The sequence below is a fragment of the Fulvimarina uroteuthidis genome, from assembly GCF_034321785.1.
In the GTDB taxonomy this organism is placed as follows: Bacteria; Pseudomonadota; Alphaproteobacteria; order Rhizobiales; family Rhizobiaceae; genus Fulvimarina; species Fulvimarina uroteuthidis.
This window is the reverse complement of the sequence record NZ_JAXLPB010000005.1, coordinates 279954-304836: the sequence shown is the minus strand read 5'-3', so window position 1 is coordinate 304836 and position 24883 is coordinate 279954. Positions and strand designations below refer to the sequence as shown.

20 protein-coding genes, 1 tRNA gene and 2 pseudogenes are annotated in these 24883 nt (G+C 64.3%); 19 read left to right on the top strand and 4 right to left on the bottom strand.

What is annotated here, in order from left to right:
• The first annotated feature begins 104 nt into the window (after positions 1-104).
• The 10 genes and pseudogenes from nagZ to U0C82_RS15690 all read left to right on the top strand — a co-directional run bounded on the left by nagZ (position 105) and on the right by U0C82_RS15690 (position 8384).
• Positions 105-1127, top strand: coding sequence for a beta-N-acetylhexosaminidase (gene nagZ / locus U0C82_RS15730; RefSeq protein ID WP_322188331.1), 1023 nt, complete (start codon positions 105-107; stop codon positions 1125-1127).
• A gap of 134 nt (positions 1128-1261) precedes the next feature.
• The gene (locus U0C82_RS15725) at positions 1262-2377 is read left to right on the top strand and encodes an ABC transporter ATP-binding protein (protein WP_322188329.1); all 1116 of its coding nucleotides are present in this window, start codon (positions 1262-1264) and stop codon (positions 2375-2377) included.
• 57 nt (positions 2378-2434) lie between these two features.
• Complete coding sequence (locus U0C82_RS15720) at positions 2435-2665, top strand: twin-arginine translocase TatA/TatE family subunit (RefSeq protein WP_322188327.1); 231 nt, start codon at positions 2435-2437, stop codon at positions 2663-2665.
• Positions 2666-2751: 86 nt separating this feature from the next.
• Positions 2752-3246 carry a Sec-independent protein translocase protein TatB gene (gene tatB, locus U0C82_RS15715; RefSeq protein WP_322188325.1) on the top strand — a complete coding sequence of 165 codons (495 nt, stop codon included), beginning with the start codon at positions 2752-2754 and terminating at the stop codon, positions 3244-3246.
• A complete protein-coding gene (gene tatC / locus U0C82_RS15710) occupies positions 3243-4055 on the top strand; it encodes a twin-arginine translocase subunit TatC (protein WP_322188323.1) in 813 nt (270 codons plus the stop codon). The genes tatB and tatC overlap by 4 nt, the downstream gene beginning before the upstream one ends.
• 85 nt (positions 4056-4140) lie before the next feature.
• Positions 4141-4800, top strand: a pseudogene (locus tag U0C82_RS19055) (serine--tRNA ligase); the annotation flags it as partial.
• 138 nt (positions 4801-4938) lie between these two features.
• Positions 4939-5562: pseudogene (gene serS / locus U0C82_RS19050) on the top strand (serine--tRNA ligase); the annotation flags it as partial.
• Positions 5559-6320 (top strand): 5'/3'-nucleotidase SurE, encoded by a 762-nt coding sequence (gene surE, locus U0C82_RS15700; protein ID WP_322188319.1) that lies wholly within the window; start codon positions 5559-5561, stop codon positions 6318-6320. The pseudogene serS and the gene surE, both read left to right, overlap by 4 nt.
• Complete coding sequence (locus U0C82_RS15695) at positions 6317-6961, top strand: protein-L-isoaspartate O-methyltransferase family protein (RefSeq protein WP_322188317.1); 645 nt, start codon at positions 6317-6319, stop codon at positions 6959-6961. The genes surE and U0C82_RS15695 overlap by 4 nt, the downstream gene beginning before the upstream one ends.
• Positions 6962-7091: 130 nt before the next feature.
• On the top strand, positions 7092-8384 hold the full coding sequence (locus U0C82_RS15690; RefSeq protein WP_322188315.1) for a peptidoglycan DD-metalloendopeptidase family protein: 1293 nt from the start codon (positions 7092-7094) through the stop codon (positions 8382-8384).
• Between the two features lie 99 nt (positions 8385-8483).
• Here the strand turns inward: U0C82_RS15690 and U0C82_RS15685 are convergent, their stop codons facing one another.
• The gene (locus U0C82_RS15685) at positions 8484-9356 is read right to left on the bottom strand and encodes an ATP-binding protein (protein WP_322188313.1); all 873 of its coding nucleotides are present in this window, start codon (positions 9354-9356) and stop codon (positions 8484-8486) included.
• 141 nt (positions 9357-9497) lie between these two features.
• On the opposite strand from U0C82_RS15685, the gene yajC reads away from it, so the two are divergent.
• The 5 genes from yajC (at position 9498) to U0C82_RS15660 (ending at position 15772) form a co-directional block, all read left to right on the top strand.
• Positions 9498-9839, top strand: coding sequence for a preprotein translocase subunit YajC (yajC, locus tag U0C82_RS15680; RefSeq protein WP_322188311.1), 342 nt, complete (start codon positions 9498-9500; stop codon positions 9837-9839).
• A 130-nt stretch (positions 9840-9969) separates the two neighbouring features.
• Positions 9970-12537 carry a protein translocase subunit SecDF gene (gene secDF, locus U0C82_RS15675; RefSeq protein WP_322188308.1) on the top strand — a complete coding sequence of 856 codons (2568 nt, stop codon included), beginning with the start codon at positions 9970-9972 and terminating at the stop codon, positions 12535-12537.
• Between the two features lie 4 nt (positions 12538-12541).
• Entirely contained in the window at positions 12542-12931 is a 390-nt protein-coding gene (locus U0C82_RS15670) for an Mth938-like domain-containing protein (RefSeq protein ID WP_322188307.1), read from the top strand.
• Between the two features lie 9 nt (positions 12932-12940).
• Positions 12941-13795 carry a phytoene/squalene synthase family protein gene (locus U0C82_RS15665; RefSeq protein ID WP_322188305.1) on the top strand — a complete coding sequence of 285 codons (855 nt, stop codon included), beginning with the start codon at positions 12941-12943 and terminating at the stop codon, positions 13793-13795.
• A gap of 249 nt (positions 13796-14044) precedes the next feature.
• Positions 14045-15772: a DUF4153 domain-containing protein gene (locus tag U0C82_RS15660; protein ID WP_416186701.1), complete on the top strand. Its 1728-nt coding sequence runs from the start codon at positions 14045-14047 to the stop codon at positions 15770-15772.
• 116 nt (positions 15773-15888) lie between these two features.
• Here U0C82_RS15660 and trmFO read toward each other — a convergent pair whose 3' ends face one another.
• The 3 genes from trmFO to U0C82_RS15645 form a co-directional block, all read right to left on the bottom strand.
• Positions 15889-17310, bottom strand: coding sequence for a methylenetetrahydrofolate--tRNA-(uracil(54)-C(5))-methyltransferase (FADH(2)-oxidizing) TrmFO (trmFO, locus tag U0C82_RS15655; protein ID WP_322188301.1), 1422 nt, complete (start codon positions 17308-17310; stop codon positions 15889-15891).
• A 247-nt stretch (positions 17311-17557) separates the two neighbouring features.
• The gene (locus tag U0C82_RS15650; RefSeq protein ID WP_322188299.1) at positions 17558-18757 is read right to left on the bottom strand and encodes a YbfB/YjiJ family MFS transporter; all 1200 of its coding nucleotides are present in this window, start codon (positions 18755-18757) and stop codon (positions 17558-17560) included.
• A gap of 446 nt (positions 18758-19203) precedes the next feature.
• Positions 19204-19347 carry a DUF1127 domain-containing protein gene (locus U0C82_RS15645; RefSeq protein WP_322188297.1) on the bottom strand — a complete coding sequence of 48 codons (144 nt, stop codon included), beginning with the start codon at positions 19345-19347 and terminating at the stop codon, positions 19204-19206.
• Between the two features lie 478 nt (positions 19348-19825).
• On the opposite strand from U0C82_RS15645, the gene U0C82_RS15640 reads away from it, so the two are divergent.
• The 4 genes from U0C82_RS15640 (at position 19826) to clpP (ending at position 24733) form a co-directional block, all read left to right on the top strand.
• Positions 19826-19910 (top strand) — tRNA-Leu (locus tag U0C82_RS15640).
• A 72-nt stretch (positions 19911-19982) separates the two neighbouring features.
• Positions 19983-21347, top strand: a complete 1365-nt coding sequence (gene tig, locus U0C82_RS15635) for a trigger factor (protein ID WP_322188296.1) — start codon at positions 19983-19985, stop codon at positions 21345-21347.
• A 204-nt stretch (positions 21348-21551) separates the two neighbouring features.
• Positions 21552-23945: a mechanosensitive ion channel domain-containing protein gene (locus U0C82_RS15630; RefSeq protein ID WP_322188295.1), complete on the top strand. Its 2394-nt coding sequence runs from the start codon at positions 21552-21554 to the stop codon at positions 23943-23945.
• Between the two features lie 152 nt (positions 23946-24097).
• Positions 24098-24733, top strand: a complete 636-nt coding sequence (clpP, locus tag U0C82_RS15625; protein ID WP_322188293.1) for an ATP-dependent Clp endopeptidase proteolytic subunit ClpP — start codon at positions 24098-24100, stop codon at positions 24731-24733.
• Positions 24734-24883 lie beyond the last annotated feature (150 nt).

The following is a 24883-nucleotide window of genomic DNA, read 5'->3' as shown; positions in this document are numbered from 1 at the left end:
TGGGATTCGGCGGTCTCGCGACCGCCGGCTACAGGTTCGTTTCCGATCCATCATCATCAGACCGTTCTCCGCCGACGCGCGGTGGAGCGCATACGGAGTCCGCCATGAGCGACGCCAAAGCCTGGATCGCCGCGCCGCTCGGATTCGAGCCGAGCCGAGACGAGCGCCATTTCTTCGAGGGTGAACGCCCGTGGGGCTTCATCCTGTTCGCGCGCAACATCGACAGCCCGTCCCAGCTCGGCGAACTGGTCGAAATGCTGAAGGAGCTGGGCGGGCGCGAGACGACGCCGATCTTCATCGATCAGGAGGGCGGGCGGATCCAGCGCCTGAAGCCACCCTTCGCCCCCATGCGACCCGCCGCCCGCGCACTCGGCGATCTTTACCGCGAAGATCGCGAGACGGGGCTCAGGCTGGCGTTTCTCCACGGCCGCCTGCTCGCCGGCGATCTGATGCGCTACGGCATCAATGCCGACTGCATTCCGTGCCTCGACGTGCCGGTGGAGGGGGCCCACGACATCATCGGCGACCGGGCCTTGAGCGACGTGCCAGCCGACGTCGCCCGGCTCGGCCGCGCGATGGCGCAGGGCTGCATGGCCGGCGGCGTCCTGCCGGTGATGAAGCACATTCCGGGACATGGCCGCGGCCGCGCCGACAGCCACAAGGAACTGCCGGTCGTGACCGCGAAGCGCAGCGAACTGGCCGCGCGCGACTTCCTGCCCTTTGCCGAGCTGAACGATCTTCCGTGCGCGATGAGCGCGCACATTCTCTTCACCGACATCGACGACAAACGCTGCGCGACATTGTCGCCGATCGTGATCGAGGAAGTCATTCGCGGCGAGATCGGTTTCGACGGGCTTCTCATGACCGACGATATTTCGATGAAGGCCCTGACCGGAGCTTACGACGCGCGCGCCGAAGCGGCGATCGAAGCCGGGTGCGATGTCGTGCTTCATTGCAATGGCGACATGGACGAGATGCGCGTCCTGGCCAAGGGCGTACCGATCCTTGAGGGCGCGTCCGGGCGCCGGGCCGCCCGAGCGGAAGCGTGCCTGACGAAGGTTTCCGAGGACGAGGACATCGCCGAGCTCTCGGACGAGTACGATCGCCTGATGGCGGTGACGGCCTGACGATTTTCCGGCAACGAACGACGGATCCGTCCTTGCGGGTCCGCGGTCGAGGGCTTATTCCAGCGAGCGAAAGCCTTCGCCGCAGCGTCGGGGCCAAAATGTCCTCAGATCCGGAAGTTTGACGAACCCTCGTGTTGTCGCGCGCAAAAAAGCTGACCCAGCCGGCAACGGCCGCCCGCACGAGCGCGGGGGTGAGCTTTGCCGCCAATCTGACCTTCGAGAATGTCTGTCACCATTTCGGTTCGAAGGAGATCCTGTGCGGGATCGATCTCGTGGCGGAGGCCGGCGGCATCCTGTGTCTTCTCGGCCCGTCCGGATCGGGCAAGACGACGTTGCTGCGGATCGCCGCGGGCATCGAGCGCCAGAGCGAGGGCCGGCTCCTCCTGAACGGGCGTGAAATGGCCGGGCCGGGCGTGTTCGTGCCGCCGGAGCTGCGCGGTGTCGGCCTGATGTTCCAGGATTACGCGCTGTTCCCCCATATGACGCTGTTGAAGAACGTGGCGTTCGGCCTCTCGGGCCTGTCGCAGGCCGCGGCCAGGCGCGCGGCCGGTTCCGCACTCGAACGGGTGGGCCTGTCGAACCGCGGCGATCAGTATCCGCACATGCTGTCCGGTGGCGAGCAGCAGCGCGTCGCCCTTGCGCGCGCCCTTGCGCCACGCCCTTCGGTGCTCCTGATGGACGAGCCGTTCTCCGGCCTCGACAGCCGCCTCAAGGACGTCATCCGCACGGACACGCTGCAGATCCTGCGCGAGACCCGGGCGACCGCGATCGTGGTGACCCACGACGCCGAGGAGGCGATGCGGATGGGCGACAAGATCGCGCTGCTTCGCGGCGGCCGTCTCGTCCAGACCGGGACGGGAGCCGAGCTTTACCGCAACCCCGTCGATCTCTTCACCGCCGGGTTCTTTTCGGAGCTGAACGTCATCCCGGCCGAAGCGAGCGGCGGGCGCGTGATCACGGCGCTGGGCCCGGTGGGAGAGACGGCGCTGTGCGACGGAACGAAGCTGACGGTGGCGCTGCGCCTCATGGGCCTGCGGCTCGGCGAGAGCGAGGCGGGGGTCCTCGGCCGGATCGTATCGCGTCGGTTTCTCGGCGGCGTCGAACTCTTCACGGTGGTGGTGGAAGGCATCGACGAACCGCTGCGATCGCGCATGCGGGCCGGGGTCGTTCCCGACGACTGCCGCGACGTCGTCGTGTCGATCGATGCGCAGGACGTAATCATATTTGAAAAAGACGTCGGCGGTCGCTAGGTAGGGGCCTCAGGATCTGATTGCCGAGTCATTTGGCTTGGGCGCACGGAGAGTTTCATGGGTAGCTTTAGCATCTGGCATTGGCTGATCGTTCTGGCGGTCGTTCTTCTGCTCTTCGGTCGCGGCAAGATTCCCGAGCTGATGGGCGATGTCGCGAAGGGCATCAAGAACTTCAAGAAGGGCATGAACGACGACGAGGGCGTGCAGACGACGGAACGTCGCGGTCTCGACGATCAGTCCGGCCAGCCGGTTCAGCACGAGACGAAGACCGACAAGACCCCGGTCTGATCCGGTCGACCGGTTCCGGACATTCAGGGCCGAGTGTGTGAGGGGGCGGAATTGGTCTGCCTCCCGAATTGTGCCAAGGGCTGACGATGTTTCTCGATATCGGCTGGACGGAAATGCTCGTCGTGGCGGTCGTTCTGATCGTCGTCGTGGGGCCGAAGGACCTGCCTGGAATGCTGCGCGCCTTCGGGCGCACGATGAAGCAGTTCCGCTCGATGGCCGGCGACTTTCGCAAGCAGTTCGACGAAGCCCTGAAGGAAGCCGAACTCGACGAGGTCCGCAAGTCTGTGGACGAGGTCCGAAGTCTCGATCCCCGCAGGCAGATGCGCGAAGCGATGAAGCCGATGCACGAGATCGGCGACGATATCCGCTCCTCCGTCAGGGCGGCCACGAAAATGCCCGCCGATCACATCGAACCGGCAAAGTCCGAACCCACAACCGCACCGCCGCTCAAGACGTCTCCTGTCGAGATGGAGCCGCTGGACAAGCGGGCAGGTTCTTCCGAAACGCCGGTGCCGGCGACCGGTCGGTCTGACGCACCCGGCGGTCAACCCGACACGAAACCGATGGAACGCAACTCATGAGCGCTTCGAACGACGATATCGAAGCATCCTCCGCACCGCTCATCGATCACCTGATCGAGTTGCGGCAGCGTCTCATCCGATCGATCCTCGGCTTCTTCCTGGCGTTCATCATCTGCTTCTTCTTCGCCAAGGAGCTCTTCAATCTTCTCGTCGTCCCCTATCAGACTGCGTTCCAGTGGGCCGGCATGATGAGCGAGCAGGCCCGCTTCATCTATACGGCGCCGCAGGAATTCTTCTTCACGCAGGTGAAGATCGCCGCTTTTGGCGGCCTCTTCCTCTCGTTTCCGATCATTTCCGGCCAGATTTACAAGTTCGTCGCCCCGGGTCTCTACAAGAACGAGCGCGGCGCGTTCCTGCCCTTCCTCGTCGCGACGCCCATCCTGTTCCTGCTGGGCGCCTCGCTGGTCTATTTCTTCTTCATGCCGATGGTGATGTGGTTCTTCCTGTCGATGCAGCAGACGGGCGCCGGCGATCAGGCGATCATCGAGCTTCTGCCGAGCGTCTCGGAATATCTGTCGTTGACGATGACGCTGATCTTCGCGTTCGGAATGGTGTTCCAGTTGCCGGTGGTCGCGACGCTTCTGGTGCGCGCGGGCATCACCTCAGCCGAGGGCCTCGTGAACAAGCGCAAATATGCGATCGTGATCGCGTTCATCGTCGCGGCGGTCCTCACCCCGCCCGATCCGCTGTCCCAGATCGGCCTTGCCGTGCCGACGATCCTTCTCTACGAATTTTCCATTCTCGCGGCGCGATACATCGAGAAGAAGCGCGCACGCGATCTCGGCGCGGCCGAGGCGAAGGCGGACTGAATCGGGTCGGCGCGGCGGGTGAGAGCCCGTCCGCAAGGGCGTTATTGCCGATGGTCCGGAATGCATATTACGGAAATGAGACATTATGATCGATATCAAGTGGATACGCGATAATCCCGAGACATTGGATCAGGCTCTGGCCACGAGAGGCGCTTCACCGGTCTCGAAGCTGCTGATCGAACTCGACGAAGCGCGGCGTGCCCATGTGAAGCGATTGCAGGACCTTCAGAGCCGGCGCAACGATGCGTCCAAGGCCATCGGCAAGGCCAAGGGGTCGGGCGACGAGGCGACGGCGCAGACGCTGATCGACGAGGTCGCGACGATCAAGTCCGACATACAGGCCGGCGAAGCCGAAGAGCGCGATCTCGACGCGAAGCTGAAGAAATTGCTCGACGGTCTGCCCAACGTGCCCTTGGACGACGTGCCCGTCGGCGCCGACGAGGCCGCCAATGTCGAGGTTCGCCGTATCGGCGACAAACCGGATTTCGCGTTCACGCCGAAAGAGCATTACGAGCTCGGCGAGGCCCTCGGCCTCATGGATTTCGACCAGGCGGCGAAGATTTCCGGCTCGCGCTTCAACGTTCTCAAGGGCGGACTTGCGCGGCTCGAACGCGCGCTCGGCCAGTTCATGCTGAACCTCCACACCGACGAGCATGGCTACGAGGAAGTCCAGCCCCCGGTGCTGGTGCGCAACGATGCGATGTACGGAACCTCCCAACTGCCGAAGTTCGGCGACGATCTGTTCATCGGCGCCTCGATGAAGGGCCGCGCCGAGCAGACCGACGACGTGCTCTCGAAGCACACGCGTCAGGCCGATCTCGAGCGCCTCAAATCGGGGGAGATCGAGGTTCGCGACCTTGTGGCGAATGCGTTCGAGGATGCGCCGACCGAAGAGGAATACTGGCTGATCCCGACCGCGGAAGTGCCGCTGACGAACCTCGTGCGCGAAAGCACGATGCCTGCCGATGCGCTTCCCAAGCGGTTTTCCGCCCTGACGCCCTGCTTCCGCTCGGAAGCCGGTTCGGCGGGCCGCGATACGCGCGGCATGCTGCGCCAGCATCAGTTCAACAAGGTCGAGATGGTCTCGGTCACCGACGACCAGTCCTCGCAGGACGAGCTGGAGCGCATGACGGGGTGCGCCGAGGAGGTCCTCAAACGTCTCGGCCTCCACTACCGCGTGGTTCTCCTGTCGACCGGCGACATGGGCTTTGCCGCCCGCAAGACTTACGACATCGAGGTCTGGCTTCCCGGGCAGGACAGTTTCCGTGAGATCTCGTCCTGTTCGGTCTGCGGCGACTTCCAGGCGCGCCGCATGAACGCGCGCTACAAGGGCGAGGGCGACAAGCAGCCGCGTTTCGTCCACACGCTCAACGGTTCGGGGGTGGCGGTCGGGCGCGCTTTGATCGCCGTCATGGAAAACTACCAGAACGAAGACGGCTCGATCACCGTGCCCGAGGTTCTGCGCCCCTATATGGGCGGCGTCGAGACGATCGGGGGTGCGGCGTGACCCGCATCCTGATCACCAACGATGACGGCATTCATTCGGACGGTCTCGAAGCGCTCGAGCGGATCGCGGCGGAGATCTCCGACGATGTCTGGACGGTCGCACCCGAAACCGACCAGAGCGGCCTTGCCCATTCGATCACCCTGTCGACGCCGCTGCGTCTGCGCCAGATCGGCGCGAAGCGATTCGCGTTGAGCGGCACGCCGACGGACTGCGTGATCATGGCGACCCGCAAGCTGATGGACGCCCCGCCGGACCTCGTCCTGTCGGGAATCAATATCGGACAGAACGTCGCCGACGACCTGACCTATTCCGGGACGGTCGCCGGTGCGATGGAAGGGGCGATGCTCGGGATCAAGTCGATTGCGCTCAGCCAGGCGTTCGATCGCCAGCGACCGCTCGAAAACCCGTGGGCGACCGCCGAACGCCATGCGCCCGCCGTGATCGAAAGGCTCATGCACTACGATCTGCCGGGCGGCCACATCATCAATGTCAATTTTCCGGTCCGCGAACCGGATGCGGTCGAGGGCACGCGCGTGACCCGTCAGGGCAAGCTCGACTACGCGCTGAGCTTCGACGAACGCGAGGATGGCCGCGGCCATTCCTACTACTGGCTGCGCTTCGGTCGACAGACCGGCCCGACGGTCGACCGGTCCGACCTCGCGGCGCTCCAGGCGGGCTACATCTCCGTCACCCCCGTCTGCCTGGACCTTACGGCCGAACGTATGCTGGGCGACCTGGAGGACCACTTCGGCGCATGAGCGACCCGGCGAGCGATCAGGACCGGTTTTTTTCCGAACTGAAAGCCGGCTATCCCGCACTGTCCGACATCGTGCTGAAAGCGGCGGCTACGATCCCGCGCGGAACGTTTATTCCCGTGACGGGCGCGCGGCCCTACGGATATGGCGCGATCCCGATCGATTGCGGCGAGGTCATGCCGGATGCGGCCACCGCCATCCGCCTCGTCGATGCGCTCGAACTGAAGCCGGAGCACCGGGTCCTGGAAATCGGAACGGGCAGCGGCTACGTGACGGCGCTTCTGGCAAGGATGGCCTTGCACGTCACCTCGCTCGATCGCTTCCGCCGGCTCCTTGCCAAGGCGGAGGTCGCGCTCCAGCGCGCCGAAGTCACCAATGTCTCGTTGTTTCTGTCGGATGGATCGGAAGGTTATCCAGATGGCGCGCCGTACGATCGTGTCGTCATCCATTCCGCCTTCCCTGCGCCGCCGCGCATCTTCCTCGATCAGATGGCGCAACAATCGCTTCTGGTCTGCGCAGTCGGTGGCGAGGGCGAAGCCCAGACCCTCGTGCGCCTCCAGAAGGTCGGCGCGCGGTTCGAGCGTCGGGACCTGTGGAGCGTTCGCTATCAGCGGATCGGTGCGGGCATCGCGAAGGCGCTGTGACGGTCGAGGGATCGGCGAAAAAGTGCGACGAATCCGAGGCGGAAAACGACATTCAGCCATCACTCTTAACAGCAAAGTAAGATTAACGCGTTCTAATGGTCTCAAATTTCCTGTCGTTTAAGGGACAGCGATGCGTTACCGAGTTCTCAATACCCTCAAGGCCCGCGGCGTTCTGACGACCGCTCTCCTTCTCGCAGCCGGTGTCACGTCCGGTTGCTCCGGCGATGCCATCCGGCTCGACGACGGTTTTTATACCGGCGCCCTGCCGCAACCGGCCAGTCAGCAGATCGCGGCCGTAAACCAGGGCTACGGCACCAATCTCGACGGCACGATGACCGGATCGATCGCGTCCGCACAGGGATCCGCCGGCTATCCGGCCAGCGGGCAGGCGATGGCCGCCCAGCAGCCGCAATATGTTCCGTCCGCGCCGGCCGCGGACGTCCAGCGCGGCCAGTTGCCGCCACCGCCGGCGCCGAACTATCAGCCGGCCCAGCCTTCCACCGTCTTCGCTGCGAACGGGTCCGCGTCGTCGCCGGTCGCACAGAGCTCGGGTCCGGGCGCGCAGCCCACGACACTTGGCGCACAGGCTCAGGCGATCTCCAATGCCGCACCGCAGCCGGCGGCCGGCGCGAACACCACCGTCACCGTGGCCAGCGGCGATACGCTGTCGGCCATCGCAAGACGCTCGGGCGTTTCGGCCGACGCGATCCGCCAGGCGAACGGCATGAGCGGCGATACGGTCCGTCTCGGCCAGAAGCTCGTCGTTCCCACCTCGCGCCCGAACGCCGCCAGCCAGCAGGTCGCAGCCGTCGATTCCGCGCCCAAGCCCTATGTGAAGCCGACCACCTCGCCTGCGACGACGACGGCCAGCGCCGCGCCGACCGCTCCGGCGGCTGCGACGTCCGTGGCGAGCGCCGAGTCGAAGCCGGCTCCGGCCGCCGCCCAACCTGCGGCCGCGACGGAAACCCGGGTGGCGACGGCCGAGCCAAAATCCACCGTCGCCGCCAAGTCGGGCCCGAGCAGCGAAACCGCGCCGGAATCGAGCGGGATCAGCAGCTATCGCTGGCCGGTGCAGGGCAGGGTGCTGCAGCGCTTCGGCGAAAAGGTCGGCTCCAAGCGCAATGACGGCCTGAACATCTCCGTGCCGCGCGGCACGCCCGTGAAGGCGGCCGAGAACGGCGTCGTCATCTATGCCGGCGACGGCCTGAAGGAGTTCGGCAACACCGTCCTCGTCAAGCATGACGATGGTCTCGTTACCGTCTACGGCCATGCCGACGCGCTGAAGGTCAAGCGCGGCGACACCGTGAAGCGCGGACAGGAGATCGCAAGCTCCGGCATGAGCGGCGATACGGACGTGCCGCAGCTGCACTTCGAGGTCCGCAAGAACTCCTCGCCGATCGATCCGTCGAGCTATCTGCAGTAAGATCATCCATGCGACGGGCCGTTCGATGAAGATCGATCGGCCCGTTCGTTTGTCCGGAGGCGAGCGAGTGTTCTCGCTGCGTTCAAAAAGGCCCGGCGCTCAGTCGATCCGCTGGCCGAGGCGTCCGGCCAGATCCTGGATGAACTGGAACGCGACGCGGCCCGAGCGACTGCCGCGCGTCACCTGCCATTCCAGAGCCTCGCTTCGCAGGCGATCGGGTTCGACGGCAAGGCGGTAATTGGCGGCATAGCCCTCCACCATGGCGAGATAATCGTCCTGGCTGCACTTGTGGAAGCCGATCCACAATCCGAAACGATCCGACAGCGACACCTTCTCCTCGACGGCCTCGCCCGGATTGATGGCGGTCGAACTCTCGTTCTCGATCATGTCGCGGGGCAGGAGATGCCGCCGGTTGGACGTGGCGTAGAAGAGCACGTTCTTCGGACGCCCCTCGACCCCGCCTTCCAGGACCGCCTTCAGGGACTTGTAGCTCGAATCACCCGTATCGAACGAGAGATCGTCGCAAAACAACAGGATCTGGAACGGGGCCGTCTTCAGGAGGGTCATGAGTTCGGGCAGATGATCGATGTCCTCGCGGGCGATCTCCACCAGCTTCAGGGGTGCGTCATGCCCCCCCCGTTCGGCGTTGACGCTGGCGTGGGCCGCCTTGACGAGCGAGGATTTTCCCATGCCGCGAGCGCCCCACAAGAGAGCATTGTTGGCCGGCAGGCCATCGGCGAACCGCCGGGTATTGTCCAGAAGCATGTCCCGCGAGCGATCGACCCCCTGGAGAAGCTCGATCGCCACGCGGTTCACCTGAAACACCGGTTTCAAGGTCAGCGGCGGCTCGAAAACGAAGCAGTCGGCAGGATCGAGATCGGCGTTGGCGAACGCTTTCGGCGCGATGCGTTCGAGCGCACCGGCGATTCGATCGAGGACGTGCCCGAGGTCGGGGCGTTCGGTTTGCGGCATGTCGGATCTTTCATGAGGACGCGTTGCCTTGTTTTCTTGCGTTTCTGTTGCATTCGGCAAGTGCGAACGTATATTCGGCGCAACTATTTCAGAGCGCGGATCGGATCTCCCGCCGCGCTTTTCGCATGAAAGGTCATCTCCATGTTCGTCACGCAAGCCTTCGCCCAAACAGCTGCTCCGGCGGGCGGGGGAAGCGAACTGCTTCTCAGCATCCTGCCCTTCGTGGCGGTGTTTGCCATCATGTATTTCCTTATCATCCGCCCGCAGCGCAGCCAGATGAAGAAGCGGACCCAGATGCTGGAGAACATCCGGCGGGGCGATCAGGTCGTGACCGGCGGCGGTATACTCGGCAAAGTGACCAAGGTTCTCGACAATGGCGAACTGGAGGTCCAGATCTCCGAGCAGACCAGGGTTCGGATGGTGCGTGCGATGATCAGCGACGTGCGCGTCAAGGGCGAGCCGATGGCGGCCAACGAGAAATAATCCTGTCCGACCTTTGAAGCGGCCCGGCTTTCAAGGCTCGCCGCTTTCGCCACAATAGGGTGGCAGACAGTTTCGAAGCCGACGGGCGGGCGGTGCCCTGTCCGTCACGAACCACCGACCGGATCATTGAATGCTACATTTTTCGCGCTGGAAGACGATCCTGATTTGGCTCGTGGTCGTACTCGGCTTTGCCTACGCGCTGCCCAACGCGATTCCGCGCTCGACGCTCGATAGTCTGCCGGAATTTCTTCCGAGCCAGCAGGTCACCCTCGGCCTCGATCTCCAGGGTGGTTCCTACATCCTGCTTCAGGTCGATCAGGAGGATCTGGTCGCCAAGCGCGTCCAGTCCTTGAGCGATTCGGCGCGTTCGGCGCTGCGTTCGGCACGGATCGGCTATTCGTCGATTTCCGCGGGCGACCGGTCCGTGACGATCCGCCTGCGCGATCCGTCACAGGCCGAGGCTGCGGAAGAGGCGCTGTCCGACCTGACCGACCCGATCTCCTCGGGCCTCCTGTCCGGCGGTACGATCAGTGAAGTCGCCGTGACGGAACCGCAGGCCGGCCTCATCGAACTGTCGTTGACGTCCGAGGGTATCGACTATCGGATGTCGAGCGCCGTCGAGCAGTCGATCGAGGTCGTGCGGCGACGCGTCGACGAACTCGGCACGACAGAGCCGGTGATCCAGCGGCAGGGAATGGACCGGATCATCGTCCAGGTACCGGGCCTCGGCGATCCCGATCGCCTGAAGAACCTTCTCAACCAGACGGCGCAGCTCAATTTCAGGATGGTCGATCTGTCGGCCTCTCCCGAAGCGGTCGCCGATGGCGGGGCGCGCCCGCCCGCCGGATCCGAACTGCTCTATTCGACGGACCAACCGCCGGTTCCCTACCTGATCCAGCGTCAGGTGATGGTCTCCGGCGAGAACCTTGTCGACGCCCAGCCCGGCTTCGACCAGCAGACCAACGAGCCGGTGGTCAACATCCGGTTCGACAATCGCGGCGCCACCCAGTTCGCGCGTGTCACCGAGGCGAATGTCGGCAGGCCTTTCGCGATGGTGCTCGATGAGCAGGTGCTGTCCGCCCCGAACATCCGCGAAGCGATTCGCGGCGGCCAGGCGCAGATCAGCGGCAGCTTCACGGTCCAGTCCGCCAACGATCTCGCCGTCCTGCTGCGGGCCGGCGCCTTGCCGGCCAATCTGAACATTCTCGAGGAGCGCACGGTCGGACCGGGTCTCGGTGCCGATTCCATCGCCGCGGGCGAGATCGCCGGTGTCATCGGTGCGGTGTTCGTCATTCTCTTCATGGTTGCCGCCTACGGCTTCCTCGGCGTCATCGCCAATGTCGCGCTGATCATCAACGTCGTGATCCTGTTCGCGCTCCTGACCGTCATCGGGGCGACGCTGACATTGCCCGGCATCGCCGGCATCGTCCTGACGATCGGCATGGCGGTCGATTCCAACGTGCTGATCTACGAGCGCATCCGCGAGGAGCGACGCCTCGGACGCTCCGTCGTGCAATCGATCGATATCGGCTTCCAGAAGGCGTTGGCGACCATTCTCGACGCCAACATCACGACGCTGATCGCCGCCGGCATCCTGTTCTGGCTCGGCACCGGGCCCGTGCGCGGCTTTGCCGTGACCCTCGCGCTCGGTATCCTGACGACCATCTTCAGCGCCTACACCCTGACCCGCTGGCTCACCGCCTACTGGGTCAAGCATCGGCGCCCGAAGGAGTTGCCGACGGGCTTCCTCAGGCTGGCACCCGAAGTCACCAACATTCCGTTCATGAAGGTGCGTCTCAAGGCCTTCTACGTTTCCATGGCGCTGGTTGCCGCATCCATCGTCGCGCTTCCTTCGGTGGGCCTGAGCTTCGGCATCGATTTCACCGGGGGATCGGTGATCGAGGTTCAGTCGAAGGAAGGCAATGCCGACATCGGCGCGATCCGGACCTCCCTCGAGGAAGCGGGAATTCCCGACGTCCAGGTCCAGTCGTTCGGATCGCCCCAGGAAGCGTTGATCCGCATCGGCAACGCACCGGATGCGCCGGACGGGGCGCAGCAACAGACGATCGATTCCGCGCAGGCCTCGCTCGAAGCCGACTACGAGATCCGGCGGACCGAGGTGGTTGGTCCGACCGTGTCTGGCGAGCTTGCCTGGGCCGCGATCTTCGGCGTGCTCGCATCCCTCATCGGTATTCTGATCTACATCTGGATCCGGTTCGAGTGGCAGTTCGCGGTCGGGGCGATCGTCGCAACGGTCAACGACGTCTTCCTGACCATGGGGTTCATGGTGCTGACCCAGATCGAGTTCAATCTGGCCACGGTGGCGGCAATCCTGACGATCGTCGGCTATTCGCTGAACGACACTGTCGTCATCTATGACCGCGTCCGGGAAAACCTGCGCAAGTACAAGACGCGGGAACTGGGCAGCCTGCTCGACCTGTCCGACAACGAGATGCTGACGCGCACGCTGACGACGTCGCTGACGACGCTCCTAGCGCTGTCCGCCCTTTATGTCTTCGGCGGCGAGGTGATCCAGAATTTCGTCGCGCCAATGATCTTCGGCGTCGCCATCGGAACCTTCTCCTCGATCTTCGTCGCGGCTCCGATCCTGTTCTTCTTCAATCTGCGCGCCGCGGACTTCGAGGCGCACAAGAAGGAAGACGACAGCATCGAGGCCTCCGGCGCGAACAGGGCCTGACGGTTTGGCGAAGGGGATCGAAATCCGCGAGGCGCATTTCCCGGGCCGCGCGCCGATCGAGGCCTACGGCAATGGCGGGTTTCGGTTCGCCGAGATGTCGCATCGGGGCTCGATCCTCTGCCTGCCATCCGGCATCTACGGGTGGAGCGGGACGGCAGAGACGCCGTTTACGGGCGAGCGACTCGAGATGGTGTTCCGGGAAGCCGAAACCTACAAGTTCCTGCTGTTCGGAACCGGACCGCAGATCCAGTTCCTGCCACCGGCGCTGAAGGACCGGTTCAGGAAACGCGGCCTGTCCTGCGATCCGATGTCGACGGGTGCCGCGGTCCGCACATACAATGTGATGCTGGCGGAAAACCGGCCCGTCGCCGCAGCTCTCATCGCTGTCGAATAGGCCGGATCGGTGGCTGACGCACCCTCGAGGATCGCCGCCGTGAAAGCGCCCGAAAGCCTCGCGCTGATCGAGCGCGAGGATCGCGACAGGGCGCTGGCGCTGGAGTTCGTCACGCCCGACAAACGCGAAGCGCTGGCAGCTCTCTACGCGTTCGATCTCGAAACCGCGCGGATCCGGGATCTCGTCAGCCAGCCGCTTCCGGGCGAGATTCGCCTGCAATGGTGGCGGGACCTGATCGGGTCCGGCGAAAGAGCCGGGTCCGGACATCCGATCGCCGACGAGCTTCTGGCCGTGATCGATCGGCACGATCTGCCACGCTCGGTATTCGAGCGCTTTCTGGACGCGCGGGTCTTCGATCTTTACGACGACCCGTTCTCCACCACCGCCGACTTCGAAGCCTATGCCGGCGAGACGCGATCGACTCTGATCATGCTCGCCGCGATGGTTCTTTCGAAATCGGACGCGGGCGCAATCAGCGATGCCGCGGGCCATGCGGGTGTCGCCGAGACCTGCCGGATGGCACTGAAGACGCTTGCCGCAAGCCGCAGGCGCGGACAGTGTCTGATCCCGCTCGATATCCTGGCCGCGGTCGGATGTTCAGCCGACGATCTCGTGAAAGGGGAGCGGGATGCGACTAAGCGCGCGGTCGCAGCCTTTTGCGCCTACGGGCGTGACCATGACGCGAAGTGGCGTCGGCGGTTTGGCGCGGTTCCCCGAAGCGTGCGCGCGGCGTTTCTTCCGCCATCCCTGTCGGATGCCACGTTCGCCGCGGCACTAAAGTCGGATCTTTCGCTCGAGGAGACGCTGGTCGAGCCGGGCCCGATCCGGAAAAGCTGGCGCTACTGGCGCATGATGCGCGCCTGATGCCACCATCACGCGGCCCGACGCGCGAAAGGCGTGGGTCATCGGCGACCCTGTTCCCGAGAGGGTCGCAATTCGCGCTTATCCTGCGCTTATGAGACCGTTTGTGGTTTGCCGTTCGGAGGATCCGTGATGAGCGAGATGAAGGCGAAGCAGGCCGAAGGAACGTCCGGTTCGCGCTCGCGTCTGGCCCGGTTCACCCGGTCCGCGATCATGCGGACGGGGAACGCGCTCGCGCGGTTTCCGGTCGTCATTCTTCTCGTCCTCATCGCCTCGTTCGTCGCCAATCTGGCCATTGAGGAGGTTTCCGGCTTCGCCCTCGAAGATCTCCTGCGTCTTGAAGCCGCCCTGTTCGCAGGCGCCGCCGCGGCGGTCGCCGCCGCGCTGTTTCTGGAAGCGCGTGGAATGGAAGCCGCGATCCGGTATGGGGCCCAGCTTCTGGCGGCGTTCCTGTTCGGATCGGCCGTCTGGTTCGGGCTCGACTGGGGCGTCTACCCGCCCGCTTTGATTGTGGGCCTCACGCTCGCGATCCCGCTCGCACCCTATCTCGGACGCGGCGACGGCATGTCCTTCTGGACCTTCACCGTGTTTCTGGTGATCGGCACCATGCTGGCCTTCGCCGCGGTTCTGGTCTTCGTCCTCGGCGTCGTCGCGATCATCGAAATGATCGCCTTTCTGTTCGACCTGAATCCTCCCACTTCGGTCAACCGGCATATCGTCGTAACGGCGCTCACCCTCGTCGGCCCGCTGTTCGCGCTGGGACGGGTGCCTTCACAGTTCGACGAGACGGTGGACATCGGCGAGGACGAGCATTTCGTTCGCGGCATCGCGCTGCTGGCCGGCTGGGTCACGGCACCCCTGGCACTGGTTGCCGGGCTGGTGCTGTATCTTTACGGGGCGAAGATTCTGGCGACGAGCGTCGTTCCGAAGGGCGAGATCGGCTGGATCGTCTCGACCTTCTCGCTGCTTGTCGTTCTCCTGCGCATTGCGGCCGAACCGATCCAGAAGATCGGCGGTGTGGCGCTTCGACTTTTCTGCCGCATATGGCCATGGCTCCTCATTCTTCCGCTCGGCCTCCTGGCATACGCCGTCTGGACGCGGATCGAGGCGGAGGGCGTCACCATCGCCCGCTACTATCTAGCGCTCGAAGGCCTTGGCGCGGCGATCCTTACGGTGCTTGCGCTCCTGCGGCGTAGACAGTTCGACATTCGCTGGCTGGCCGGCATTCCGGTCGCCATGGTCCTGTTGTCGGCGTTCGGGCCGCAGGGGGTCGCCGATGCGGTCGGGCGCAGCCAGGCCGATCGGATCGCGCGCGTGTTCACGGGCGAACTCGACGCAAAGGCCGTCGAGGCCCTGGATGCGCGCGCGCGCGGCGAGATTCGCTCGCGGATCTACGCGCTTGCCGAAGTCGATCAGCTCGACCGGCTGAAAAACCTGTTCGCGTACGACGCGGTCGCCCGCGGCAACACTCCGCGCGAGACCGCGCGTGCCGTCATTGTGGCTCTCGATCTCGATGCGCCGCCCCAACAGGAATCGTCCGTGACGATCGCTTTCGCGCGAACCGAGCCGGTCGATATCGAAGGGTTCGACCGGATCGCCTTCGCGGTGAGGTTTGGCGCCGCGACGGCGCCTGATGCGCTATCGGACGAGGCGCAAAACCGTCCGGCTCTTAAAGACGCGGGACAAGGGTCCGATGCGGCCCCCCGGCCGACCGGCCGGATCGATCGCGAGACCGGCCAGCTGATCGTCCGCATCGGCGGAACGACCGACCGGTTCGCTTTGGAGTCCAAGCTCGCCGAAACCGAGCGCGAAGCCTCCGCCCAATCTGGCCGACGGTCGGACCTTGCGCCTCTGGAGCTCGAAGGCCGCGGCGGCAGGTCGATCCGCCTTTTGGTCACGCAGGCCTCGGTCGCGGGGGAGGGAGAGCTTGCAGGCTTTGAGGCCGATCTCCTGTTCCGCTCGTCCGAATGGACGCGTTGAGGTTCGCAGAAGCGCCTTGTCGGATCGCCGCCTCGGGAAGCCTGGTTCTCAGCTGCGATCGCCGCGGCACGTGCCGCAAGCCGGCGTCCGGCCCGCCCGGCCGGACAAGGCCTCGCTCACTCGGCGGCCAGGGCCGTTTCGGTGCCCTCCAGCCACCGGCCGAAATCGTGCAAGGCGCGCGCTGACATCAGCTTCTTCCGGGCGTTCGTCTTGTCCTTGCCTCGAAAACGCTTGACGCCGTCCGGCTTCTGGATTGCGCCGGGTTCGAGCGGCGGAAACAGGCCGAAATTGATGTTCATCGGCTGGAAGGAGCGCTTTCCACCGTCTTCCTCATGGGCGAGATGACCGCCGGTGATGTGAGCCAGCAGCGCGCCGATCGCCGAGGTCACCGGTGGCGAAGAGATCGGCTCGCCCCGGTTCTCGGCGGCGGCGAAGCGTCCCGCGATCAGCCCGATGGCGGCCGATTCGACATATCCCTCGCATCCGGTGATCTGGCCCGCGAAGCGCAGGCGCGGCAGGCTGCGAAGGCGAAGTTCGCCATCGAGCAGGCGCGGGGAATCCAGATAGGTGTTGCGGTGGAGGCCGCCGAGCCGGGCGAACTCGGCGTTTTCCAGACCCGGAATCATCCGGAAGATCTCGGCCTGTTCGCCATATTTCAGCTTCGTCTGGAAGCCGACCATGTTGTACAGCGTGCCGAGCGCATTGTCCTGCCGAAGCTGGACGACGGCATAGGGCTTGATCGTCGGCGCGTGCGCATTGGTCAGCCCCATCGGCTTCATCGGGCCGTGCCGCAAGGTTTCGGGACCGCGTTCCGCCATCACCTCGATCGGCAGGCAGCCGTCGAAATAGGGCGTGCCCTCCCACGACTTGAACTCGGCCCGGTCGCCCTCGACGAGCGCCGCGATAAAGCGCTCATAGGTCGCCTGATCGAGCGGGCAGTTGATATAGTCCTTGCCCGTGCCGCCCGGTCCGACCTTGTCGTAGCGCGACTGGAACCAGGCCTTGCTGAGATCGATCGAATCGAAATGGACGATCGGCGCGATGGCATCGAAGAAGGCAAGGGCATCCTTGCCCGTCGCCTCCCGAATGCTTTCGGCAAGCGCCGGCGCCGTCAGCGGGCCGGTCGCGATGATCGCCGGACCCCAGTCCTCGGGCGGCAGGCCGTCGACTTCCGTACGGTCGATGGTGACGAGCGGATGCGCCTCGAGAGCTTTGGTCACCGCCGCCGAGAACCCTTCGCGGTCGACGGCGAGGGCACCGCCGGCGGGCACCTGGTTCGCGTCGGCGCAGCGCATGACGAGCGATCCGGCCATGCGCATCTCCGCATGAATGACACCGACGGCGTTCGCCTCGGCATCGTCGGAGCGAAACGAGTTGGAGCAGACGAGTTCGGCAAGCCCGTCCGTCTTGTGCGCCTCGGTGCCCTGGACGGGTCGCATCTCATGCAGGATCACGCGAATGCCGCGGGATGCGATCTGCCATGCGGCTTCGGATCCCGCGAGACCGCCGCCGACGATATGGATAGGTGAATGGGTCATGTCGACGATTTAGCAGTGGGACGGGCCGGCTTAAAGGGGCAGTCTCGTGCCGCGTCCCGATGCGGCTGATGGCTGGGGTGATAAATCCCCGCTTCGCGCGGACGGCAGGCCGTCAAATCGAGGCTCACCAAGCTTCGGCGAACCGGACGTCGAACCGGGCTTGCGCGATGCCCGGGGCCGCGAAGGTCGCAATCGGGTGGGGTGCCGTATCTGGGCCTCCGGAACGCCCTTCGAGGCGCCAGCGACGTCAGCTCTTTCGCGCCCCCAGAAGATCGGACTGCAGGAACCCGATGGCGGCGCCTGTGACGAGCAGCCCGGTGGAAATCCACTGGCCGGCGGCGACCCCGCCCGTCATGTCGCTCAGCAGTCCGACGCCCACGGGACCGAGAATCTGGCCGATCCCGAATGACATCGTCATCGCCCCGATGCCGGCCGTCCAGCGGTCGATGGAGAAGTTGCGGCGTACGAAGGCGGTGGTGGACGCGACGACGGCAAGGAAGGTCGCGCCGACGACCCCGGCGGACAGGAACAGGAGCACGGACGAATCCGACAGGGCGACGAAGGACGAGCCGAGGGCGAGAGTCGCGGTCAGGACGGCGAAGGCGGTTCCATTCAGGGTGCGTTTCATGAACCGGCCCCACAGCCAGGGCGAAGCCATGGCGCCGAGCCCGATGACGATGAACACCGACGCCTGGAGCGGCACGCCCGCCCCGTTCGCGCGGACCCACGCGATGACGAACGTCATGTAGCCGATATAGCCGGCCCCGTAGAAGGCGTAGCCGATCAGGATGGGGATCATCCGCCGCAACTCGATGCCGGACCCGGCCCGGGACACGGCCTCGTCCTCCGTTTCGGGACGGCCGAGGCGGAGTGCGAAGGCAAGAAGCGTCGAGGCGATGGCCAGAAGACCCCAGGCGAGTGGCCAACTGTCCGGTCCGGCTTTTGCGAGAACGAGGGGCACGGACATGCCGGACAGGGCGATGCCGAAGCCGGGGCCGGCATAGAAGAGCCCGAGCAGGATCGCGTTGCCCTCGTCGCGTGCGGCAAGTCGGGCGGCCAGGAAGCCTCCGGACACGAAGGCAAGGCCGGCTCCGACACCGGCGACGATCCGTGCGATGTTGAGAAGGATCGGATCGCGCAAGACGACGCAGATTGCAAGCGAGGCGATGCACATCCACACGCCGATCTGAACGGTTCGGAAGGCGCCGACGCGCCGTTTGGCGTGCGCCGCCAGGAGTGCACCGGCGAGATAGCCGAGAGCATTCGTCGTGTTCAGCCAGCCGGCTGCCGAGTAGGACCAGCCGAGGTCGGCACGCATGTCGGGAAGGATGAGGGCGTAGGCAAAGCGCGCGATCCCGAGCCCGACCGCGGCCGCACACGCAAGACCGAGGACCTGCACGAGGGGCGGGCGCGGCAGGCGCTTGGCTCGATGAGCAGTCTCGTGCATGGCGGCCGCCCCCGAACTTTCGACGTCGCGATTTATCAGCGACCCGCGTCCGGCATCAAGGGCGTGGCGGGATGCTGGGGAAGACCGGTCGCGAAGGGATCGCAGATAGAGATCGGCGAGCAGATAGAAATGGGCGATACGCGGCGCGGACGGGGTTTGGGAGAACAGTGCCAGAAACAACAACACCCGCCGGGGGAGGACCGGCGGGTGTCGTAAGGACGGAGTCTACGGTTGGGAGGAGGATGTAGACCCCTTACATTCGCTCCGAAGCTCGGGAGGAGGTGAACCCGGAGCGAAACTCTGAAACTCTGAAGATTGGCGTCCGCCGGGGGGAGGACCCGGCGGACGTCATATGTGGGACCACCTTTGGGAGGAAAGTGGTGGGCCCTTCTTCTGCGAAACCCTATCGGGAGGAAAAGGGTTTCAGCAAAAAACTGATAGAGTGCTTAGCCGACTGTGCGACGCGCGATCGACGGAATGTCATAGCGAGAAATGCCGAGATCGTTCAGTTCACGCTGCGAGAGACGGTCGAGTTCCTTGACTGTGTCGCGGTAGCGCCGCCAGTTCCTATAGGATTTTACGATATCCATTGTTGCTTACCTTCACCTGACCATCTGGCCGGGATTGTTTGTTTGAAGCGCTGCACGTTTCCGCCGTTCGCTTCGTTGATTGGAAGGTAGTCGGACGAGCCCTGCCTTGGTAGCCGGTCTGCCGCATAGGAGCCATGCAATTTGTGCAGCGCACAACGCATCGGTCAGGAAAGTTGATGAAACCGCCATTCCCCAGGCGCTGGACGAATGCCGGACCCGTTCGGCGTTGAGGCGAGCGGCGCGGGACGGGCCTCGATCGTCTCCTGCCCGGGGCTTCCCTGTGGCCGCCGGGCAACAGGAACGGGCGGGTGAACCGGTTCGCCGGTCGGGCGCATCGGCACCCGGGAGTGGCCGATGATCGCAAAAGTGCTGGCGGCAAACGCAAAAGGGGCGGTTTCTGCCCTTTCGCCGCCTATATGCCGGTGATATAGAAGCCCGCAATTCACACTGGCCTTTGATCTGACCGGTGTGTTCATTCGCGGGTGTGGCGGAATTGGCAGACGCACTTGGTTTAGGTCCAAGCGCCGAAAGGTATGGGGGTTCAAGTCCCTCCACCCGCACCAGTTCCAGACAAGAACGGGTTCCACGGTCCGGCTCGACGCGCCGGCCGTCAAGACAAGAAGAAGGTTTTGAGAATGCAGGTTACGGAAACGAAGGCCGAGGGCCTCAAGCGGGAGATCGAGGTGGTCGTACCGGCCTCGGACCTCGAGGCGCGGCTTCAGACCCGGCTGCATGAGGCAAAAGACAAGGTGCAGCTGAAGGGTTTCAGACCCGGCAAGGTGCCTGTCGCTCACATGCGCAAGATGTACGGCAAATCGTTCATGGCGGAGATCGTCAACGAGATCCTCAAGGACACCCCGCGCAACGTGATCTCCGAGCGCGGCGAGCGTTCGGCCATGCAGCCCGAAATCGACATGACCGAGGACGAGGGCGAGGCCGAGAAGGTCCTGGCCGGTAAATCCGACTTCAAGTTCACGCTCTCCTACGAGACGCTGCCGAGCTTTGAGCTGCAGAGCACCGGCGGCATGAAGATCGAGCGCCCGATCGTCGACGTTCCCGACGACGAAGTGGAAGAGCAGGTCAAGCGCGTTGCGGAGAACGCCCGCGAATATACGCCGAAGGACGGCGCGGCCGAACAGGGCGACCGGGTGACCATGGACTTCGTCGGCAAGATCGACGGCGAAGCGTTCCAGGGCGGTTCGGCCTCCGATTCCAACCTCGTCATCGGCTCGAACCAGTTCATTCCGGGCTTCGAGGACCAGCTCGTCGGCGTTTCGGCCGGCGACGAGAAGCAGGTTTCGGTCACCTTCCCCGCCGATTACGGCGCGCCGGATCTCGCCGGCAAGGAAGCGACGTTCGACACGGTCATCAAGGCGGTCGCATCGCCCGCCGAGATCGAGATCAACGACGATCTCGCCAAGAAGCTCGGCCTTGAATCCGAGGAACGTCTGCGCACGGTCGTGCGCGAGCAGATCGAGAGCCAGTACGGCCAGGCCACGCGCCAGAAGGTGAAGCGGCAGATCCTCGATTCCCTCGACGAGGCCTACTCGTTCGATCTTCCCGGAAAGCTGGTCGAGGCTGAGTTCACCAACATCTGGAACCAGGTGCAGGCCGAACTCTCGCGCTCCGGCAAGACATTCGAGGACGAGGACACGACCGAGGAGAAGGCGAGGGACGAGTATCGCAAGCTTGCCGAGCGCCGCGTCCGTCTCGGGCTGGTGCTTTCCGAGATCGGCGAGAAGGCCGGCGTGCAGGTGACCGACGAGGAGCTGCAGCGGGCGATGTTCGACCAGCTCCGCCGTTATCCGGGCCAGGAGCAGCAGGTCTACGAGTTCTATCAGAAGAACCCGGATGCCCTCGCCAGCCTGCGCGCTCCGATCTACGAGGAAAAGGTCATCGACCATCTCCTCGCCGAAGCCGACGTCACCGACAAGGTCGTCTCCAAGGAAGAGCTCCTTGCCGAAGACGAGGCGGACGAGACGCTCGGCGCCGCTTCCTGATAGGAGGCTACCGAGTTTTCGAGATCGAGGCCGGCGTCAAGCCGGCCTTTTTCTTTGCAATCGCCATGGCGTCACGATCTCGCCAAAGCGAGAGGTCAAGTGCGACTCTGGGCAGTATTCGGGTGAATCGAAGCCGCCTCGATGGGGCTTCGGGCGTCGGACCGCCGCACCGCGACCAGAGATAAGACAGTGACAGGATATTCCATGCCTCGCCTTTCGACGGCAATTCTCGCGTTCGTTGCCGCCTTGTTCTTCGTTTCGATCGGAACCGTCCACGCGCAGGTCCCCGGTGCAGCTTCGGCCGCCGCGACGCCAGCGGCCGAAGAGTCTGCGGCCGACCCGAGCCTCGATGACCTGATCTCCATCCTCGAAAACGAGGAAACCCGAGCCAAGTTGCTCGATTCGCTGAAGGCCGCGGCCTACAGGGGCCCCTCCGGCGATGCAGGCGACGCCACCGGCGACGGCGCTCTCTTCGGTCTCGACGCGCCGGCTCCCGAACAGACGCTTCCGGCCCAGATCGCCGACGGCGTGCGCACCTTCATCGGAAATGCGAGCGAAACCGGCTCCGAGATCCTGAAGAGCCTCCAGTCGTCCGGCGACATTCTCTCCGGCGCCGGCGCGCTCGACATTCCGGAGATCCTGAAGGCGGTCCTGCCGGTCGGTCTCGTGGCCATCATCGTGTTCGTCGTTCTGTTGCTCGGACGTCTGGTGAAAGCGCCGATCTTTCGCCGTCTCGCCAGGCAGAGCGAGAATGCCAGCCCGCTGAAGAAGCTTCTCCTTCTCGTCGTGTCGGGTCTGATCGACGCCTTCTCGATCTTCCTCAGCTGGGCTGCCGGCGTGATCACGGCAACGGTCTTCTCGAACGGCCAGCCGGGCCTCAACCAGCAGCTCTTCCTGAACGCCTTCCTCGTCATCGAGATGATCAAGGTCGCCCTGGCCGTGTTCGTCGCCCCGAACCATCCGGGCCTGAGGCTGACGCCGTTCTCGAACCGTCAGGCAAGCTACTGGTACTTCTGGTTCTCGCGTTTCATCTCCATTCTCGGATACACGTTCCTGTTCGTGGCGCCGGTGATCCGGTCGGCGACGAACGTCCAGGCGGCCGACGCGACGCGTTTCATCGTCGTCATCTGCTGCGTGCTTCTGGCGATCGGCTTGATCATGAAGAACCGCGGCACGGTTCGCGAGCGCCTGAAGCGCGCGAAGAAGGCCGGCGACAACAGTATCGGAGCGCGGATCAACGCCTTCATCGGCCAGATCTGGTGGATCGTGGCGATCGGCTTCGTGCTCGCGGCCTTCATCGTCTGGCTGCGAAGCCCGGAGGAGGGGCTGCAGTTCCTGACGCTCGGGACGCTGAAGACGATCGGCGCGATGGCGATCGGCGGCCTGATCGTTTCGGTTCTCAGCCGGTGGATCGCAAGTGGCATTCCGATCCCGCAATCCACGAAGGACAAGCTTCCGCTTCTGGAAAAGCGCATCAACAGCTTCATCCCCAATGCGCTGACCGTCGTGCGCGTCCTCGTCGTGATCGCGGTCGTGGCCTACCTTCTCGAAGCCTGGTCGATCGCGAGCTATTCGGACTGGCTGGCGAGCGCGAGCGGGCAATCCATCGTCGGTGGCCTCGTCGGCGGCGCGATCATCCTGTGCGTGGGTGTCGCGATCTACATCGCGGTCTCGTCCTGGATCGAGTACCGGCTCAACCCCAATTACGGCACGATCCCGACGGCCCGCGAGCGCACGTTGCTCTCGCTTCTGCGCAACGCCTTCACCATCGCGATGGTGGTGATCATCTCGATGCTGGTTCTCAGCCAGCTCGGGATCGACATCGCGCCGCTTCTGGCCGGTGCCGGTGTCGTCGGTCTCGCCATCGGTTTCGGCGCGCAGAAATTCGTCCAGGACATCATCACCGGCGCCTTCATCCAGATCCAGAACGCGATGAACGAGGGCGACATCGTCGAGGTGAACGGCGTGACGGGAACGGTGGAGCAGCTGACGGTCCGCTCGGTGGGACTGCGGACGGTGGACGGGACCTGGTACCTGATCCCGTTCTCCTCCGTCGATCAGGTCGCGAACTATTCGAAGGATTTCGCCTACTACGTCGCCGATATCGGTGTCGCCTACAGGGAGAACCAGGCCGATGTGGAGGCCATGATGATGGAGGCTTTCGAGGAGCTGAAGACCACGGCGGTCGCCGAGAACCTGATCGGCGAGATGGATATGTGGGGCGTTCAGGAGCTCGGCGATTCGGCGGTCGTGATGCGCGCCCGGGTGATGACCAAGCCGGGCACCCAATGGGGAGTCGGGCGCGCCTATCGCGGGATCATCAAACGCATGGCCGACGAGCGCGGCATCGAGATTCCGTTCCCGCACATGACCGTGTGGTTCGGCGAGGATCGCAACGGCAACGCGCCGCCGATTCGCATGAACGACGAGGTCGTCGAGACCGCGTCGTCGCCGCAGATCGAGGCGCATGATCGCAAGGCCGTCGCAAACCCAGAGGCAGGACCCCGGTCCGGCGATTACGGGACGACCAATCTGGCCGGCAAGCCCATTCCGCCCGGCGAGACGGACGTCGACGCCTCGGGTCCGGGGCGTGGCTAGGCCCGGCTTTGAAGGCGAGACGAAATCCGGCGCGCCTTACGCCTTGCATCACGCCTAGGCTCGGTCCTATCTACGGAACAGTTCAACACGAGATTTGATTCGCGTCGGTGACAAAGGCCGGGGCTGATAACGACCAGTGAGATTGAGAAACTATGAAGCATCCAGTCGAAACCGCGATGAACCTGGTTCCGATGGTGGTCGAGCAGACCAATCGCGGCGAGCGGGCCTATGACATCTTTTCGCGGCTCCTCAAGGAGCGCGTGATCTTCATCACCGGGCCGGTCGAGGATTCGATGGCGACCCTGGTCTGCGCGCAGCTTCTCTTCCTCGAGGCGGAAAACCCGAAGAAGGAAATCTCGCTCTACATCAACTCACCCGGCGGCGTCGTGACGAGCGGCATGGCCATCTACGATACGATGCAGTTCATCCGCCCCGCGGTCTCGACGCTCTGCGTGGGTCAGGCCGCCTCCATGGGGTCGCTGCTCCTGTGCGCCGGCGAGAAGGGCATGCGGTTTGCGACCCCGAACGCCCGGATCATGGTGCATCAGCCGAGCGGCGGGTTCCAGGGTCAGGCGTCCGATATCGAGCGTCACGCCCAGGACATCATCAAGCTGAAGCGCCGGCTGAACGAGACCTACGTCAAGCACACCGGGCAGGACCTGGAAACGATCGAGCGCACGCTGGATCGCGATCATTTCCTGACGGCGGACGAAGCCAAGGAATTCGGCCTGATCGACAAGGTCTATTCCTCGCGTGCGGATCTCGAAGGCAAGGTGGCCGCGGCCTGATTGAAAGGGCGCGACCCGGCGATCTCGACCGGAATTTTCTTTGCGGCGTTAAGCGCCGCTCAAGATCGTTTGGTCAAGATCGCATCTTAAAGTGAATCGAAGACGAAACGTCGCAAAATTGCCATCCGCTTTGCCAAGCTGTTGATCAGA